General features: G+C 64.1%; 18 protein-coding genes. 8 read left to right on the top strand and 10 right to left on the bottom strand.

Annotation, left to right across the window (positions count from 1 at the left end; genetic code table 11):
* Window positions 1–150 precede the first annotated feature (150 nt).
* Both EJ069_RS19385 and mgtA read left to right on the top strand, forming a co-directional pair.
* Window positions 151–960 carry a universal stress protein gene (locus EJ069_RS19385; RefSeq protein WP_126062678.1) on the top strand — a complete coding sequence of 270 codons (810 nt, stop codon included), beginning with the start codon at window positions 151–153 and terminating at the stop codon, window positions 958–960.
* 10 nt (window positions 961–970) lie between these two features.
* Window positions 971–3,649, top strand: coding sequence for a magnesium-translocating P-type ATPase (mgtA, locus tag EJ069_RS19380; protein WP_126062677.1), 2,679 nt, complete (start codon window positions 971–973; stop codon window positions 3,647–3,649).
* A 108-nt stretch (window positions 3,650–3,757) separates the two neighbouring features.
* Here mgtA and EJ069_RS19375 read toward each other — a convergent pair whose 3' ends face one another.
* Together EJ069_RS19375 and EJ069_RS19370 are read right to left on the bottom strand one after the other, a co-directional pair.
* The gene (locus EJ069_RS19375; RefSeq protein ID WP_126062676.1) at window positions 3,758–4,225 is read right to left on the bottom strand and encodes a DUF2231 domain-containing protein; all 468 of its coding nucleotides are present in this window, start codon (window positions 4,223–4,225) and stop codon (window positions 3,758–3,760) included.
* A 50-nt stretch (window positions 4,226–4,275) separates the two neighbouring features.
* Window positions 4,276–4,542, bottom strand: coding sequence for a hypothetical protein (locus EJ069_RS19370; RefSeq protein WP_126062675.1), 267 nt, complete (start codon window positions 4,540–4,542; stop codon window positions 4,276–4,278).
* A 127-nt stretch (window positions 4,543–4,669) separates the two neighbouring features.
* Between EJ069_RS19370 and EJ069_RS19365 the strand changes: the two genes are divergently transcribed.
* From EJ069_RS19365 to EJ069_RS19355, 3 genes are read left to right on the top strand one after another with little or no spacing between them, the layout of a single operon-like run.
* Window positions 4,670–4,996, top strand: a complete 327-nt coding sequence (locus EJ069_RS19365) for a PepSY domain-containing protein (protein ID WP_126062674.1) — start codon at window positions 4,670–4,672, stop codon at window positions 4,994–4,996.
* Window positions 4,993–5,658, top strand: a complete 666-nt coding sequence (locus EJ069_RS19360; RefSeq protein WP_126062673.1) for a response regulator transcription factor — start codon at window positions 4,993–4,995, stop codon at window positions 5,656–5,658. Before EJ069_RS19365 ends, EJ069_RS19360 begins: the two co-directional genes overlap by 4 nt.
* Window positions 5,658–6,998, top strand: coding sequence for a HAMP domain-containing sensor histidine kinase (locus EJ069_RS19355; protein WP_126062672.1), 1,341 nt, complete (start codon window positions 5,658–5,660; stop codon window positions 6,996–6,998). The genes EJ069_RS19360 and EJ069_RS19355 overlap by 1 nt, the downstream gene beginning before the upstream one ends.
* Before the next feature lie 4 nt (window positions 6,999–7,002).
* On the opposite strand, the gene EJ069_RS19350 is transcribed toward EJ069_RS19355, so the two are convergent.
* From EJ069_RS19350 to EJ069_RS19340, 3 genes are read right to left on the bottom strand one after another with little or no spacing between them, the layout of a single operon-like run.
* The gene (locus EJ069_RS19350; RefSeq protein ID WP_126062671.1) at window positions 7,003–8,514 is read right to left on the bottom strand and encodes an RnfABCDGE type electron transport complex subunit D; all 1,512 of its coding nucleotides are present in this window, start codon (window positions 8,512–8,514) and stop codon (window positions 7,003–7,005) included.
* Window positions 8,511–9,233, bottom strand: coding sequence for an FAD:protein FMN transferase (locus tag EJ069_RS19345; RefSeq protein WP_245456193.1), 723 nt, complete (start codon window positions 9,231–9,233; stop codon window positions 8,511–8,513). Before EJ069_RS19345 ends, EJ069_RS19350 begins: the two co-directional genes overlap by 4 nt.
* A 22-nt stretch (window positions 9,234–9,255) precedes the next feature.
* Window positions 9,256–10,041, bottom strand: a complete 786-nt coding sequence (locus EJ069_RS19340; protein WP_126062669.1) for an FMN-binding protein — start codon at window positions 10,039–10,041, stop codon at window positions 9,256–9,258.
* Between the two features lie 256 nt (window positions 10,042–10,297).
* Here EJ069_RS19340 and EJ069_RS19335 point away from each other — a divergent pair, with 256 nt between their 5' ends.
* The 3 genes from EJ069_RS19335 (at window position 10,298) to EJ069_RS19325 (ending at window position 12,053) form a co-directional block, all read left to right on the top strand.
* A complete protein-coding gene (locus EJ069_RS19335) occupies window positions 10,298–10,993 on the top strand; it encodes a VIT family protein (protein ID WP_126064802.1) in 696 nt (231 codons plus the stop codon).
* Between the two features lie 88 nt (window positions 10,994–11,081).
* Window positions 11,082–11,342: a DUF6455 family protein gene (locus EJ069_RS19330; protein ID WP_126062668.1), complete on the top strand. Its 261-nt coding sequence runs from the start codon at window positions 11,082–11,084 to the stop codon at window positions 11,340–11,342.
* Between the two features lie 99 nt (window positions 11,343–11,441).
* Entirely contained in the window at window positions 11,442–12,053 is a 612-nt protein-coding gene (locus EJ069_RS19325) for a hypothetical protein (RefSeq protein WP_245456189.1), read from the top strand.
* Between the two features lie 27 nt (window positions 12,054–12,080).
* Here EJ069_RS19325 and EJ069_RS19320 read toward each other — a convergent pair whose 3' ends face one another.
* From EJ069_RS19320 to ccoG, 5 genes are all read right to left on the bottom strand, one after another.
* Complete coding sequence (locus tag EJ069_RS19320; protein ID WP_126062667.1) at window positions 12,081–12,782, bottom strand: CBS domain-containing protein; 702 nt, start codon at window positions 12,780–12,782, stop codon at window positions 12,081–12,083.
* A gap of 64 nt (window positions 12,783–12,846) precedes the next feature.
* Window positions 12,847–13,017, bottom strand: coding sequence for a cbb3-type cytochrome oxidase assembly protein CcoS (gene ccoS, locus EJ069_RS19315; RefSeq protein WP_126062666.1), 171 nt, complete (start codon window positions 13,015–13,017; stop codon window positions 12,847–12,849).
* Window positions 13,014–15,299, bottom strand: a complete 2,286-nt coding sequence (locus tag EJ069_RS19310; protein ID WP_126062665.1) for a cation-translocating P-type ATPase — start codon at window positions 15,297–15,299, stop codon at window positions 13,014–13,016. The genes ccoS and EJ069_RS19310 overlap by 4 nt, the downstream gene beginning before the upstream one ends.
* Window positions 15,296–15,808: a FixH family protein gene (locus EJ069_RS19305; RefSeq protein ID WP_042647187.1), complete on the bottom strand. Its 513-nt coding sequence runs from the start codon at window positions 15,806–15,808 to the stop codon at window positions 15,296–15,298. Before EJ069_RS19305 ends, EJ069_RS19310 begins: the two co-directional genes overlap by 4 nt.
* A complete protein-coding gene (gene ccoG, locus EJ069_RS19300; protein ID WP_126062664.1) occupies window positions 15,805–17,364 on the bottom strand; it encodes a cytochrome c oxidase accessory protein CcoG in 1,560 nt (519 codons plus the stop codon). The genes EJ069_RS19305 and ccoG overlap by 4 nt, the downstream gene beginning before the upstream one ends.
* Window positions 17,365–17,394 lie beyond the last annotated feature (30 nt).

The following is a 17,394-nucleotide window of genomic DNA, read 5'->3' as shown; positions in this document are numbered from 1 at the left end:
ATCGAGAAACAGCAGCGGCCGCCGATTTAGCACGCATCATTCCGCCCGCCAAACAGCCGCGCCGCCGCGACGATTTGATCTGTATCAAGGCGCCCCAAGCTCGCACAATGCAAGTGACAGAGCATTCCGCGTTCCGAGCGAGGTGCCTGCATGTCCTATAAAACGATAATCGTCAATCTGGCCGTTGATACAGACCCCGCGCCGATCGTGAAGCTGGCGGCGGAGCTGGCGCAGCGCTTCGATGCCCACCTCGTCGGCCTTGCCGCCGCGGACGTCCCGCCTTTGGTGTCCACGGGCGAGGGCCTGGTCTACGAAGGCGAGGTCATGCAGGTCCAGCGCACCGAGATCGAGAAGCGCCTTGCCGAATTGCGCGATATCTTCGAGAAGCTCGTCCCTGGCTCGGTCAGCAGCGAATGGACGCAATACATTTGCGGCCCGACCCGCGCCCTCGGCCTTGCGGCCCGCTCGGCCGATCTCATCGTGACCGCCGAGGGCGGGGAGGATGTCTTCCGTGCCGTCGATGTCGGTAGCCTCGTGCTTGGCGCCGGTCGCCCCGTGCTGGTCACGGCGGGCAATGCCGAGCATCTCCTGGGCAAGACCGTCCTTGTCGCCTGGAAGGACAGCCGGGAAGCGCGAAGGGCCTTGTCCGATTCCTTGCCGTTTCTGGCGAAAGCCAATGAAGTCGTCGTCGCCACGATGGAAACCGAGTCCGGAGAAGATGTGCGAAACAGCCTCGCCGACGTCGCGGTGTTTCTGGAGCAGCATGGCGTCATGGCGCGAACCGAAGTGATCGCCGGCGAAGCGGATGGCGACAGGCTGGTAGCGTTCGCGCGCTCAATCCACGCCGATCTGATCGTCTCCGGCGCCTATGGTCACAGCCGGCTGCGGGAATGGGCCTTCGGCGGCGTCACACGCACGCTCATCGGCGAGAGCAATATCAATCGCCTGTTGTCGAACTGATCGGTCGGCCATGGTGACCGGTGGAGCCGATCCGACGGAACGGGCGGCGGTCCGGCCCACCGAACCGCAGTCGACCGGCCGCGCGCCCGACATCGCCAAGCAGGCCTACTGGTCGCTTGAAGCAGATCGGCTGGTCGGACAACTGGAGACCTCCACTTCCGGATTGCTGAGCGCGGATGCGGCGGCCCGGCTTGCCAAATTCGGACGAAACGCCTTGGTGCCTCGGTCGAACCGACCGGCTTTGGCTGTGCTCGCGCGCCAGTTTCGCAGCCCGCTGGTCCTGATCCTGGTCTTCGCCGCCGCCGTGTCGGTGTTCGTCGGCGAAGGTCATGAAGCAGCGATCATCGGCGCGATTGTGCTTGCCAGCTGTATTCTCAGCTTCACCCAGGAATATGGCGCCTCTCGTGCCATGGAGGCGCTGCAGCAGCGCATCTCCCGCAAGGCCACCGTGCTTCGGGACAGCTTCGAACGGACTGTCGATGTTGAGAACATCGTTCCTGGCGACGTCATCTGCTTGTCGGCGGGAAATCTCATCCCCGTCGATGGTGTCGTCCTGGAGTCGCGGGATTTCAACGTCAGCGAATCCGTCCTGACCGGCGAAACCTTTCCCGTCGTGAAATCCGCCGGCCGCTCCGCGCCCGAAGCCGGCATCGCGCAACGGACCAATGCCGTGTTCACCGGCACCTCGGTTCGCAGCGGAACGGCGAAGGTGCTTGCCGTCGCCACGGGAGCGCGGACCGAGTTCGCGTCGATCGCCGAAGCCCTGGAGCGGCGGATCCCGGAAACCGAGTTCGCCCGAGGCATCAGAATGTTCGGTTTCCTGATGACCGAGATCATGCTTGCGATCGTCATCGTGGTGTTCTTCGCCAATGTGATGCTCAACCGGCCGCTGATCGAATCCCTTTTGTTTTCGCTTGCCCTCGCCGTCGGCCTGACGCCTGAACTGCTTCCCGCAATCATCAGCGTCACCCTGGCCAAAGGCGCGCGGACCATGGCCGCCAGCGGCGTCATCGTGCGTCGCCTCGACGCGATCGAGAACCTCGGCAGCATGGACCTGCTCTGCACCGACAAGACAGGAACGCTGACGGAGGGCGTCATTCACCTCGATGGATCGTTCGATGTCGAGGGCACCGCTTCGAAGGACGTCCTGCTTTGGGCGCTGCTGAACGCGACCTTGCAGACAGGGCTGAAGAATCCTCTGGACGAGGCAATTGCGAGTGCGCCGCATGACCACGAGGATCTGTCCGGTTTCACCAAGATCGACGAGATCCCTTACGATTTTGTCCGCAAGCGGTTGTCCGTCGCCACGCAGGACAGCTCGCGCGAACAGATCCTCATCACCAAGGGAGCCGTCCAGAACGTCGTCGAGGCGTGTGGCTTCGTTCAAGGTCCGCACGGCTTGACACCCCTTGGCGCGGCAGAGCGCCAGGCGATCGACGAGAAATTCAGGCGCTGGAGCGCGCAAGGATATCGCGTTCTCGGCCTGGCGATCCGGAGATTTCAGGACAAGGCTGGCTTCAGCCGTGACGACGAAACCGGAATGGCCTTCGCGGGCTTCCTGCTCTTTCTCGATCCTCCGAAAGAGGGGGTGCGGAAAACGCTGTCGGCGCTTACTGACCGCGGCATTGGCGTAAAGGTGATTTCCGGCGACAACCGCTATGTCGCCGCGCACCTGGCTGAGGCTGTGGGCCTCCGGTCCGCCAGGATCATGACCGGCGAAGACCTGTCGAAACTGACGAAGAATGGGCTTCTCGCCAGTGTGCGCCATACCGATCTCTTCGTGGAAATCGATCCGAACCAGAAGGAGCGGATTGTCGAGGCGCTGCGCCGGAGCGGCCACGTCGTCGGCTATCTTGGCGACGGCATCAACGACGCGCCGGCGCTTCACGAAGCAGATATCGGCATCTCGGTCGATACCGCCGTGGATGTCGCGCGCGAGGCTGCGGACATCATCTTGCTGAAGCGCGACCTGGGTGTGCTGGTGCGGGGTGTCGATGACGGCCGAAAGACCTTCGCCAACACGATGAAATACATCTCCATCACGACCAGCGCCAATTTCGGCAACATGATCAGCATGGCGGCGGCCTCGCTCTACCTGCCGTTCCTGCCGCTGCTGGCAAAGCAGATCCTGCTGAACAATTTCCTCTCCGACATCCCGGCTCTGGCGATCGCGGGTGACAATGTCGATGCCGAACAGGTGCGCAGGCCGCGTCACTGGGACATCCGTTTCGTCAGGCGTTTCATGGTGAGCTTCGGGCTGGTGAGCTCCCTGTTCGACTTTGCGACCTTCGCGTTCCTTCTTCTGGTCGTTCAGGCCACGGCGGCCACGTTTCAGACCGCATGGTTCGTGGAATCCGTACTCACCGAACTTGCCATCGTGCTCGTCGTGCGGACCCACAAAAGGCTGTGGCGCAGCCGTCCCAGCCATTTGCTCGCGGGCCTGACCCTCGGCGTCGGCATTATCTCCATCGCCATCCCCTTTGCCCCGTTCGCCGGCTGGTTCGGATTTGTGCCCCTGGCAGGACCGGTGCTGGCCGGGCTGCTCGCGATCACCGCGCTATACGTGCTTGTGTCGGAGGTCACCAAAAGCTGGCTCTTCGCCCATGGCAGCCGCGGCAAGCGCAGACGAAAAGCGGTTGGTCCACATCTGGATCGAGCTGCAGCCAGACCGGGCCGCGCCGCGGGTTAAGCTGGGGGAGGCAGCTCGATGACCGCCGCTGGGCGCCACTCGCACCGGTCTAGAAGTGGAAGAGCGCGCTTCCTGTATGGCGGCGGATCGACGTCGAGCATCGAAAAGTCACCCCCCGACCGCGGCCTTGGTGACGTTCACGCCAAGGTCGTAGACCAGTTGCCCGCCATAATAACCCGTTACGGTGACCAGCGCCGCGCCGGCTATCTCAATCGCGGGAATGGCCGGGGCCAGCGTGCCCAGCTCACGATTTCGCACCCACAGGACAAGCCGGAGCAGGCCCCAGCCCAGAAAGGTCAGGGCGCTGATCCCACCCAGGCCTTCGTGGATTTCCGCTATCTCGCTGCTGAAGCCGGCGGCCTCCGCGTGGTCGAGGGCCATGCCGCCGAAGTACCACGTGCAGACGGCAAACAGCCCTGCGCCGACGGCGGCAAAGGTGGAAATCGTCCCTATGCCCGAGCGCGTCGTCACGGCGCTGCGGTGGGTGAGCGCGGCAAGGTCGATGATCACGAGCGCGTACATGAGCACGATGGGGAAATGAACGAGCATGGGGTGGATATGCTGAATTTCGGGCATTGCGGAGATTCTCCAGGAGGATTGATGGTCGTTGGCCGCTCGATCGGCCCTCAGTCGTCGCTGTCGCCGATTTCCTCGTTTTCCCGATCACTGCGCGCGCCGGTTACAGTCTTGCCGTCGCCGCATTCGTCGTCTCCGACACCTTTGACCGACTTGGGACCGGTGACACCCATCACGGGGATGGACTCGAGGTCGATTGTTGCGGAAGAAGCTGCGGGTGCGGCCGCGCATGATCCATGGTCGGATTCCGCGGCGGCGGGTATGACAAAGGCGGCCAGGCCGCCAAGGGCGACAAGCAAGACAGGAAAGTTGCGCATGGTTTCGTATCCTTCTCCGCGCACCCGTCATCGGGCGCGTCGGCCCTTGATAGAGATGTGGCCCTTGCCGGTGGCTGACGATGATTGACAGCGGTTTGACAGCTTCCGCATGCGACAGCTCCCTTCCATGAAAACCGTATCGATTAGCCTGGCAGCTCTGGGCGTGGCCGCGCTTGTGATGGCCCTGCCGTCGGCCGTCAGGGCGCAGGATGACGACGATGATCACGATCGGGCCCGCGATCTCCATGAGCGCGGCGAAATCGAGGGTCTTGCCGACATCATGGCCATCGTGCGCGCCAAGGCTCCCGGCGAGATCGTTTCGGTCGATCTCATTCGCGCCGAAGGCAAATGGATTTATCGGTTCCAGGTGGTCGCCGCCGACGGCAGGCGCCGGATCGTTGACGTCGATGCCGGGGCGGGTGGTGTCAAGGGTGATGAAGGCGGCCACAGATGAAGATCCTCGTGGCTGAAGACGAACCGCGCATCGCGGCCGACATCGCGGCGGTCCTGAAGGCTTCGGGCATGGCTGTCGACATCGTGGACAATGGCGAAGCGGCCTGGTTTGCGGGCGATGTCGAGAACTACGACGCGGCGATTCTCGACCTCGGACTGCCGAAGCTCGACGGCCTCACGGTGCTGAAGCGCTGGCGCGCCAATGGCCGTCGCTTTCCCGTCCTCATCCTGACGGCGAGGGGGCTGTGGACCGAGCGCGTCGAAGGCATCAACGCGGGCGCCGACGACTATCTCCCGAAACCTTTTAGAATGGAGGAGCTGCTGGCGCGGCTGCGAGCCATCCTGCGCCGATCGAGCGGGCAGGCGGCACCGGTGCTGAAATCGGGCCCTTTGCTGCTCGACACGCGCCAGATGCGCATATCGCTTCGCGGCGTTCCGGTGGCGCTTTCGCCGCTCGAATACCGGCTTCTCGCGTTCCTGATGCATCATGCCGGCCGTGTGGTCGCGTCAACCGAGCTTGCCGAGCATCTGTACAGTTCCGACAACGAACGCGATCCCAACACGATCGAGGTCATCGTCGCGCGTCTGCGGCGCAAGCTTGGCAGCAAGATCATCGAGACGCGTCGCGGTTTCGGTTACTTTGTCCCCGACGGGCCGGATTGATGCGCAATTCGATCCGTTTCAGGCTCTGGTCGGCTGCGGCGATATCGATCGTCATCGCCCTTGCCATCGCCGGTTTCGGTCTTCGCTATCTGTTCGAACTGAACGTCGAGAGGCGTGTTGTCAGTGAGCTGACGGACGATCTCAACGAACTGATCGCCGCGACGAGCTTCACGGCCGATGGCCGTCTGTTAGTGGCGTCCACGCTGGCCGACCAACGCTTCTCCAATCCGCTGTCCGGCCACTACTGGCAAGTGGAAGACCTGGCCACCCACAACCTCGTTCGATCACGCTCACTGTGGGATGCGACGCTGGCCCTGCCCAAACAGGCAGGCTATGGCGAACTGCGGAAGGAAGAACTCAAGGGGCCCGGCGGCGAGCTCACCGTCGCCGTCATTCGCACGATCACCGATGCGGACGGGCGGGCCTTTCGCGCCGTGGTGGCGGAAGATCATCGCAATGTGGAAGTTTCCGTCGGCGAGTATGTCCGTGACCTTGCGCCGGCCCTCATTGTGCTGGCCTCCGCCCTGATGGGAGCTTTCTTCATCCAGATCACCGTCGGCCTGGCGCCGCTGGAAAGCCTGAGGATCGCCGTCAAGAACGTGATCGCGCAGCGGACGGCACGGTTGGACGTGGCCGCGCCGAGCGAAGTGCAGCCGCTCGCCGACGAGATCAACCGTCTGCTCGACGCCCAGGAGAAAGCCCTCTCTCGGGCGCGCTCGCGCGCCACCGACCTTGCGCACGGCCTCAAGACGCCGCTGCAGGTCCTGTCCGCCGACATCCGGACCCTGCGCAAGAAAGGCGAAAGCGAGCTTGCCGACGAAATCGAGAAGAGCGCGAGCGCGATTCGCCGTCATGTCGAGCGGGAGTTGGCACGCGCTCGTCTGGCGCCCGGCGTTTCCGGCGATGCCGCTTGCCTTGTCCGTGAAGTGGCGAGCGGCGTGGTCGCGGTCGTCAAGCGCACGCCGAGGGGCAGGCAGCTCTCATTCGTCATCGATGCCGCCGAGGATTTCATCGCGCCGGTCGACGAGGGCGATCTATCCGAGATTCTCGGCAATCTGGTGGAGAACGCGACGCGTTTCGCAAGCTCCCAGGTTCGTGTGAGCGCATCGGCAAGCGCTGGCGAGGTGATCATCAAGGTCGTCGATGATGGACCGGGCATTCCCGAGGCCGCCCTGCACGCCGCTCTGGTGCGTGGCGTTCAGCTCGACAGCAAGGGCGGCGGCAACGGCCTCGGCCTGGCGATCGTTTCGGATATCGTCGAAGCCTATGGCGGCCGTCTCGAAATGGCCAATGCCAACTCCGGTCTGGCGGTAACCATCCACCTGCCACGGCATGGTTGAGCGTTCACGCGAATCCGGGGAAATAGTCGACTTTGATTCTGGAACGGCGAACCCCCATGGCCAGCAGCTTCCCGCGCAGCGCCTTGACCATGATCTGCGGCCCAGAGATGTAGAAGGTGCGCTCGAGGTAGTCGGGCAAAGTGAGGCGTACCAGGCGAGCGTCGATATAGCCCGGGTACTGCCCGCGCTCAGCACCCTTGGCTACCGCATGGAACGTCGTTATTCCCAGTTCGCGTTTCGCCCGGCCAAGCACGTCTCGATAGGCGATGTCGTCTTGTCCCTCTGTGCCGTAGAGAACGACGATGGGCCGCATCTCCTTGCGATCGACCAGATATTGCAGCATCGAACGGAACGGCGTGATGCCGATGCCGCCGGCCAGGAAAGCGATCTTGGTGTCCGGATCGGATGGAAGCGTGAAATCGCCGGCCAGTTGCGATGCGTGGATCGTGGCGCCGGGTTTCATGCCGCCCAGCGCCTGCTTGAAGGCGCTCGACTGCGGATAAAACTTGACGCCAAGCCGCACCGATTGCTCGGTAGGCGATGAGGCGACCGTGAAGTAGCGGCGGTTGCCGCGATTGTCGGAGCGCTCGAGGCCAAGTGTCCATTCAAGGTACTGGCCCGCCTGGAAGGCGAGCTTTCGCTGCGACTTGAAGATGAAGTCGTAGCTGTCGACGGCAGTTTGCTCGATGCGTTCCAAAGTCAGCACGAACCGGCCCTTCGGGCTCACGGCGTAGGCGAAGAGGTTACCCGCCAGGAGAGCGAGCTCGGGTGTGAAATAGAACGAGCCGATATGGATGTTGGGCGCGAACAGAAGGCCGACGATGGCGGCAAAGGCGATGCGCGGCCAGCGTGTCGTCGGAGCCGTCAGCGGCTCGGTCAGCATCACGAAGGCGAAGAACAGCAGCGGCGACGAACTGAAGGTCTCCGCGAGAGCGGTGCCATATTGGGATGGGTCGGTGGTCGCCAGTATCGTCGCCAGCGCAACTGCGAGGAACGTGGCCACGAGATCGAGCCGGCGCAGCTTGCGCACCACAAGAGCGCCGCCCGCAAGCACCAGGGGGAAGAGCCAGATGTTGCCGCCCACCCACCATGTGGCGGGATGATCGAGCAGGAGCGCTGTCAGCGCGACGCCAAGGGCGGCCGGATTGAACAGGTGCTTCCCGCCGACGGCCAGGATGTATTTCGACGAGATCGCCCAGACCGACGCGAACGCCACGGCGCCGATGGCCTTGGCTTCGGTGGGAGCAATCGGATCGAGAATGAGCGCCAGGATCAACGCGGTAATGTAGACAGACTCGCCGTTGGCCGGAACCTCGAAGATGCGCGCAAAAACCTTGTTGGTGATCCAGCACGTGGCCAGCACCAGTGCGGTCGTGAAGGCCAGCGCTGTTGGATCATGCGGTACAAGCTTCAGGAAGCTGAAGAGGAAGGCGGCGATCAGCAGGGCCGCCAGGTAGTAGAGCACCAGCCGGTACATTGTAAGGTGGTCGAGAAGACGGTCGAGGGTCTTGATCATGACTGGCAGAAGGCTCCGAAGCCGCTTGTCGGCGTGGCACGGCGGTTGCTGTCGATGAGATATCCCTCGAGCCCCGGCGTCTGCTCGATAAAGAGGATGCCGTCCCGGCCCATTGCAAAGGCGGCGGTGGCGAAGCGGTCCGCCTCGAGCACATCGGAGCCGATGACGGTCAGGCTGACGATGTCGCTGAGAGGGTCATGAACCGCGTGGGGATTATAGATATGTTGCCCGCGCGCATATGTTCCGGAAGTGGCCACGCCATGTCCATGCGGATAGACCACCTTGACGATCTCGTCCGTGTGGAAGGGATTGCGGATGCCGACGCTCCAGTCTCGGCCGGAAGCATTCCTGCCGCAGGATTGGATGTCGCCGCCCGCCTCGATGAAGAAGTCGCCGACGTCGGCCCTACGCACAATCTCGGCCGCGTTGCGGACAGCCCAGCCCTTGACGATGCCGGAAGGGTCGAGCGCGCCGTCGGGCCTGTGGATATCGAAATAGCCGGCGGTTTCCCTTCTGGTCTGCTCGGCGATCCGCATCACGTCCATCATCTGGCCGCTCCAGTCGCGGACCGGAATGTCGCCCCGGTTTATGGCTGAGATCTCGCTGTCCTGCCGGTAGGTGCTGAAACGCCGGTCGACATCGTCGAAATAGTCGAAGACCCTCGCGACGAGGTTGCCGGCCGCGCCGCCAAGGTCGACGGTGATGGGCATGCCCATCATGATCCGCGTCTCGCGCATGGAATTACGATGACGCCTTCTTCAGGGCGCCGCCCAGCGATTGGATAAAGGCCTTGCTGGTCAGCGTGGCGCCCGAGACGATGTCGACATCGGCGCTTTGCGCGCTGATCGCCTCGTCGCGCAGCATGGGCAACGCCTGTCGGTTGATGCTGACTGAAGTGCGGCGGTCATTGGGATATTTCAGGACCTTGAGCGCCGTCAGGCGGCCGCCCTGGACGAGCGCCTGGATCTGGATGATGCCGTAATAGGCGTCGGCCGCGGGGCCGGTGTAGACCCCGTCGGCGTAGCCATGAACCGCGAGCTTCATGCCGGTATGAATGACGCGCGCGGCCTGCGGATATGTGGGTCGCGGCTGCGGGATCGGTATATACACCGCAGGGGTAGCCGCGAATGTCGGTGCATCCGGCGTGGGCGCACTCGCGGCTGCCGGCGCAGGATCTTGTTTCGGTGGCGGAGGCGCCAGCTTCGCGACCTGCGGCGGACTGACGATGACCGGCGCCGGCTTTGGAACGGTTGCGATCGACGCCGTGGTGTCCGCTTTGACGTCGACCGGCCTCTGTGGGACCGGCTCCCGCGGCGCATCCTGGGAAATCTTGCGCTGAGACTTCGCCCGCGCCATGACCGGATCTGCCGACGCGGGTGGAACGAACGACTGCGAAGTGCCCTGCGTCGCGGCATCGGCGGCGCCATCCATATCGACCAGGTCGTTGGCCGGCGGTGTGCCTGCCTGATCCCAGACATAGGCGCCCGACGAGGCGATCACGAAGAGCGATAGGGCGATCTGTTTCATAAGCATTGCATCCCGGCTTCAGGGCGCGCAACGGCCGGACCGTCGCATGCCTTCTCACCGCACTATCTCACGAGTTAGCTGACAGCTGGCTGTCAGCGCGGCTTGGCCCGCGGAAAGTGTCGCGCCGGCAAATCCATGCAGCCGTTTGACTTGGATCAGGGCATTTGCTCCGATCACGAAGCATGAAGCTGCATTCCTGCGCTTTTCCAGGTGGAGGCAATACAATGGCAATATTCAACTGTTCATCGCCGCGATCATGAGCCGCCTTCACGCTGAAAATCACCTTGTGTCGCGCATTGGCTGGCTGCGCGCCGCCGTGCTCGGCGCCAATGACGGCATTGTTTCGACGGCCAGCCTGATCATCGGGGTTGCGGCCGCCAACGCCACCACGGCCAGTGTCCTCGTGGCGGGTGTCGCCGGCCTTGTGGCCGGCGCCATGTCGATGGCCGCGGGCGAATATGTATCCGTCAGTTCCCAGGCCGACACCGAGAAGGCTGATCTCGCCCGTGAGCGGGAGGAACTGGCCACCCAGCCGGAATTCGAGAGACAGGAGCTTGCGCAGATCTATATCGATCGGGGCGTGGAGCCTCGCCTGGCGTTGCAGGTGGCCGACCAGTTGATGGCCAAGGACGCGCTCAGCGCCCATGCTCGTGACGAGCTTGGCATTTCCGAGGCAACCGCCGCACGACCCATCCTGGCCGCGCTGGCTTCCGCGGCGGCGTTTTCAATCGGTGCGGTCATGCCTCTGGCGATGGTGCTGATTTCGCCGCCCTCGAGACTTGTTGCCGTTGTCTCGATTGCATCGTTGCTGTTCCTGGCGGTGCTGGGCGCAATCGGCGCGAGGGCCGGCGGCGCCAATATGTGGAAGGCGACAGCTCGCGTCACCTTTTGGGGAGCGCTGGCAATGGCCCTGACGGCCGGCATTGGCGCGATGTTCGGTACGACGGGCTAATTTAGGCCGGCGGGTTCACCGGGTTGATCGAGATCAATGCCGCGCGCCGCCAGGATGGCAATGATTGTCGCCTGAGGAGTGTGTCGGCATGAGCTTTCTCGATTATCTGATGGGCGTTGACGCCAGAATCGCCTTGATGGGACGCATGATGCAGAAAATGGGCGTCGACCGGCAGTTGCGGGTCGTGGCCGATCACGTCGCCGTCACCAATCGCGCCGTGGACCGGTGCCGCTCCTGCGGTCACCAGGATGAATGCGCGGCCTGGCTCGACGAAACCGAGCATGCGGATCATCCGCCGGCCTATTGCCGCAATGGCGACTTGATTGCGCGTTTGCAGTCTATCCGTTGATCGAGCGCCGACGCCGCGGCCTTGATGGGTGCCGCGGTGAGCCTCCCGGGCTACCCGGCCGAGAACAGGCGGCTCCTGTGATGACGACCACGGGAGGCGTTGACGACAGTCGACGCCGGTGGGACTTCTGCAGTCGACAGGTTCATGCACGAGGCGGGCAGTTTGGACAATCTGCATCTTCTGGAAGCATTTCTGCTTTTTGCCGCGCCGGGGCCGACCAACGCTCTTCTGGCGGCAGGCGCCGTCAAGCGGCAGAACGCCACCACGCTGCTTGCCGCGCAGGCATGCGGATACGGGATCGCGGCAGCCTTCTGGCTTTCGCTGCGTTCCCTGGTGCCGCCTGCCACTATTCAGATGGTTCAGCTGGTTGCCGCCGCGTGGCTGGTGATCCTTGGTTTTCGCCTGTTGACGGCCAAGCGCGCCGAGGCAACGAAAAACGGCGGCGGCACCTCCATCCTGGCAACCACCGCCCTCAATCCGAAGGCGTTCATCTATTGCGTGGCCATCGTGCCGATGGACATCGAGGCGGCGGCGCTGGGCATCGCCTGGATGGCGCTGCTCGTGATCACGGCAGTGACCGGATCGATGTGGCTGCTGCTGGGCGGGCGGTTGAGCGGCGGCAAGAGGATGGCCGACGCCATCGCCGGCGCGGCGCTCATTGTCTTTGCGCTGCTGTTGGTTCGCCCCCTGATGCCGTTGTCCGCGATTTGAGTGCGTGCGCCGGAAGCGCGACGGTCTTCAGGAGACAAGCACCACCGAGAATGGCCCGGCGCAAAAGAGCTTGTCCGTGACCTTCTTGACCCCGGCAACGTTCTCGGCCGCAACCACGGCAGCTTTTCGCTGACGTTCGTCGAAGATGGCGCCGCTCAGCTCAACGTCTCCCTGATCGACGGTGACGCCGATAAGGTCGCCGCCGACGCTCCAAGACTGCCCCCGCAGCTCGGCAAGAATGTTCTTGCGGATCACCTCGTCGTCGACAGTCGCGGAACCTGATTTGGGCAGAGTGCGGAGCAGGATGCGCATCAGATCGGAGCGGCTGACGATGCCGACGATCTTATCCGCGTCAAGGATAGGCACATTCTTGATGTCGTGGGTTGCCATGAGTTCGACGACGTCGGCAAGCGAAGCGTCTGGCGCTGCCGAAACGACGGCGGCGGTCATGACTTCGGCCACCCGGCGGCCGCTCGAACGGACATACTCGTCGGCGAGCTTGCCTGGACCGACAAGAAACTCCAGCCAGCGAGGCCGCGCCCGTCTGGTGCCAAGTTCGCCCCGGCGCAGGAAATCGCCTTCGCTGATGATGCCAGCCAGCGATCCGTCGTCTCCCACGACCGGCAGGCAGCGGATGTTCCTGGTCAGCATCAGATCGGCCGCTTCGGCGACCGAGGCAGAGGTGGCGATTGTGACCACCGGCGTCGTCATGATGTCCCGAGCCTGCATCGAAGTCTCTCGCTTTCGTCAGCCTTACTCTCGGAGGTCGGGAGCAACGCTGCCTTGATCCATATCAGTTTGATCGCGGGCCTTCCTTGTCTCGCTGATCGGGTTCGATCAGTATCCGCTCGGCGGCTCCATCGAGATCCTCGTATTGGCCGCTGCGCAAAGCCCACAGGAAGCCGGACAAACCGAGCGCGCCGAGGAACAGGGCCACGGGAATGAGATAGACGAGCGTTGTCATGGGTGCGCCGCTTCGATGACGTCGCTGCGGCGCCTGGCGGGAGCGGCTTCAGGAGCCGCTTTCGCCGTCGCCTGAAGCCGCATCGCATTTGCGATCACAATCAACGAGGAAGCGCTCATCGCAATCGCCGCGATCAGCGGCGTCACATGTCCGAGAATGGCGATCGGCACGGCGAACGCGTTGTAGACGATCGCGATCGCGATGTTCTGGCGGATGAGCCGGCCGGCCTTGCGCGAAACATCCAGGGCGAGCGGCACCGCCAGCAGGCTCTCGCGCAGGAAGACGAAATCCGCGGCCTGGCGGCCGATGTCGGCTGCGGTCGCCGGAGCCATCGAGACATGCGCGGCGCCGAGCGCCGGCGTATCGTTGAGGCCGTCGCCCACCATCAGCACCTTGTGACCGGCGCGGGCCAACGCCTCGATCCTCTCGACCTTGCCCGAGGGCAGCAGAGCCGGCACAAAATTCTCGATGCCCAAGGTTCCCGCCGCCTCGCCGCAGGCGCGTGCGGTGTCGCCGGAAAGCATCTCGACCGAGATGCCGGCGTCCTTCAACTGTTCTACCGCCGCCTTTGCGTCGGCCCGCGTGGCATCCTCGAAGGCGAAGCATGCGACGATCCTGCCATTCTTCGCGAGAACCGTGCCGCCAAGGCCGCCATATCGCCCTTCACCGCCGGTGCGGGCCTTCCATCCGGCCCAGCCGCGCCGGCCAAGGCGCCAGATGTCGACGCCGGCGGACGCATCGATGCCGAAGCCCGGCTCCTCCTGCACGCGGTCGAATTGGGTTCGATCGCGAACGCTGCCATAGGCCGCCAGCGCCTTCGAGAAGGGGTGCCGCGAATGCGCCGCCAGGTCGGCCGCGATCGCCAGCATGGCCGGATCGATCGACGCCGCGTTGACGAGCCTGGGCAACCCCAGAGTGAGCGTTCCGGTCTTGTCGAACACAGCCGCGTCAATCGCCGCGAGACGCTCCATCGCCGAACCGTCCTTGACCATGACGCCGGCCTCGAACAGGCGCCGGGCCGCCACCACCTGGACGATCGGAACCGCGAGGCCGAGCGCGCACGGGCAGGTGATGATGAGCACGGCGATGGCGATGGTCATGGCGCGGTGCCAATCGCCGGACGCAACCATCCAGCCGAGGAAGGTTAGGAAGGCCGCCAGATGGACCACGGGCGCGTAGAGTGCCGATACCCGGTCGGCGATCCGCCTGTAGCGCGAGCGGCCACCCTCGGCGGCTTCCATCAGCCGGACCATTTCCGCCAGGAAGGAATCCTTCGCCGCCGCGCTTGCCTGCATCGTCAGCGGACCCGTCAAATTCAGCGTGCCGGCCTGGACATGCGTGCCGGCGCTCACGGCTTTCGGCGCGCTCTCGCCGGAGACGATCGAGCAATCGAGGTCGGAATTCCCGCTGACGATATCGCCGTCGACCGGGATCCGCTCGCCGGCCGCAATGAGCAGGCGCATTCCCGGCGCGAGCTCGGCGACGGGCACGTACTCGCGTATTCCGTCGTCGCGCAGGACCACGGCCCCTCGCGCGGCAAGCCGCGACAGGCCATTGACCGCGGTTCGCGCCCGCTCGCGCATCACGTGATCCAGCGTGCGCCCGATCAGCAGGAAGAAGAGCAGCGACACCGAGGCGTCGAAATAGGCGTGCTCGCCGTGATTGATGGTCTCGTAGAGGCTCATCGCGTAGGCGAGCGAAACGCCCACCGCGATCGGCACGTCCATGTTCATGCGGCCATGGCGCAGCGCGTTCGCAGCCGAGCGGAAGTAGATCCCGCCGGCGAAGGCGAGCGCCGGGATGGCGATCAGCGCGGACAGCCAGTGGAACAGATCGCGTGTCGGGCCTTCCGCGCCGGACCAGACCGATACCGAGAGCAGCATGATATTGCCGGCCGCGAAGCCCGCCACGGCGACAGCGCGGATCAGCTCCGAGAGCGTCCTGTCCTTCTCGTGAATTTCCGGGTCGAACAGGTGCGCCTGATAGCCGAGCCGGCCGAGCACGGCGAAGAACGGCGGGACGATGTCGCCGCGCCAGCGGACCGACACACGCTTCGTCGACAGGTTGACGCGAGCGGACGCGACATTCTCGACCGAGCCGAGCGCCGCCTCGATCGCCTGGATGCAAGCTCCGCAGTGAACCGTCGGCACCGACAGGTCGGTCTGGTGGATGTCGCCGCCCAGGGAGCGGCTGGCCAACTTGATCTCCTCGCTCGACGGCGATGCGGATGTCGCGCCAGCGACCTCCAACGCCATTTCAGCCCCAGGCGCGCAGCAGCTCATTGCAGGGCTCCATTCGAGATCATGACACGGCGGACGTCGCGGAACGGTGAAGCCAGCCCGGCATCCGCATCGATCTCCACGATCCAGACGCCGTTCCTGGGCGTGTGCCGGACAGCAAATGCCTCCGCGCTCCCGGCGCTCCCGGCCACTGCGGCAAGTGTCAGGGCTTCGTCCTCGGCCTCGTAGGCCGGGTGGCGGAACAGCACCTTGACGCCTCGCAGCGGCACCGGTTTGCCCTGGCTGTCGACAAGGCTGTAACGGACCTCGCCGGAAGCGACGGTCAGCTTGCCTGTCCAGCCCAGCGCCGCCTGCGCCCTGCCTTTCCTGGCTTCTTCGTTGAACTGCTGGCTTGCGACATAGGTGTTCTCGACGACGAGGCCGGTCCAGCTCTTCTGGGCGAGTGTGGCCATGGTGACATTGACCCCGATCACCACCGCGAAGAACGCCAGGATGGAGACCAACATATGCTTGCCGGTGAACTCGCGCGGCTTCGGCATTTCGGCGCTCATCTGCTGTTCTCCGGGGCATTGAAAGTTGCAGTGTATTCGGCGGTTTCGGAACTTGCCGTGTCGTCGATGCGGAATTCGAAACTCTGCGCCGGCTTCCTGATCTGATCGGCCGGTTGCCGGACGAAGACCTTCAGCGTCTTCAGCCGGTCGGGCTCGACCGGGATGGAGAAGGAGCGGCTTGCGGGCTGGTCGATGCCGACGATGCTCATCTCACCGCCGTCGAGGCCGTCCAGCGTGATCTCGACCGTCCTCGGCTCGGGTATCATGTTGAGCAGCTTGACCGTATAGCCGTTGCGGATCGAGCCGTCCGAGAGCGTCACGAACTGCGGATTGCGGTCATGCAGGACATTCAGCTCCAGCCGATCGCGCGTCAGCAGCGAATAGACGAGCACCAGGCCGATCGCTGACCACACGCCGAGATAGATATAGGTGCGCAACCGGAAGATCTTGCCCAGATGGAAATGTGCCAGGCCGTCGGCGAAGCTGCCGCTCGGCGTCCTCACCAGAGCCGGATTGACCGGGCCGGTGCCTCCGGATGTGGCCAACGCCATGTTGGCGTTGTAGTCAGCCAGCGTTGCATAGGAGATCAGCCCGCGTTCCCGGCCGAGCTTGTCCATGACGCTGTCGCAGGCGTCGATGCAAAGGGCGCAGGTGATGCATTCCAACTGCTGGCCGTCACGGATGTCGATTCCCATCGGGCAGACGGCGACACAGGCGTTGCAGTCGACGCAGTCGCCGACCGATTGCCCGGCGGCCGAGGCCTTCTTGGCGTGGCGCGAGCGCGGCTCGCCGCGCCAGTCGTTATACGTCACCGTCAGCGAGTTTTCGTCGAGCATGGCGGCCTGGATGCGCGGCCACGGGCACATGTAGGTGCAGACCTGTTCGCGCATCAGCCCGCCGAGCACATAGGTGGTGCCGGTGAGCACCGCGATCGTGGCATAGGCGATGGGCGCCGCCGTGCCGGTGACGACTTCGCCGAGCAGCTTCGGCGCATCGGCGAAGTAGAAGATCCAGGCGCCGCCCGTGGCCACTGCGATGACAAGCCAGATGGCGTGCTTGGAGACGCGCAGGAAGAGCTTGCGTGCGCTCCAGGGAGCGGCATCCAGCTTCATGCGGGCATTGCGATCGCCTTCAATTGCGCGTTCGACGACAAGGAACAGGTCGACCCAGACTGTCTGCGGGCAGGTATAGCCGCACCAGGCTCGCCCGACCGTCGATGTGATCAGGAAAAGACCGACGCCCGCCATCATCAGAAGGCCGGCGACGTAGTAGAATTCCTGCGGCCAGATCTCGATGAAGAAAAAGTAGAAGCGGCGGTTCGCCAGGTCGATGAGAACGGCCTGGTCGGGAGCGAAAGCCCCCCGATCCCAGCGCAGCCAGGGGGTCAGGTAATAGATGCCGAGCGTGATCGCCATCACCAGCCATTTGAACTGGCGGAAACGGCCGGAGGCGCGCTTCGGAAAGATCTTCTTGCGCGCGGCGTAGAGCGGCTGTCGCGTCTTCGCGGAGTTGACCGCTTCGGCCTCGAGCCGTTCTACCTGCGACTGATCCAGCACGACGATCTCCAATCACGGCGAAATGATGCC

This window comes from Mesorhizobium sp. M2A.F.Ca.ET.043.05.1.1, assembly GCF_003952445.1.
Lineage (GTDB): Bacteria > Pseudomonadota > Alphaproteobacteria > Rhizobiales > Rhizobiaceae > Mesorhizobium.
This window is presented reverse-complemented; position numbering and strand designations above follow the sequence as displayed.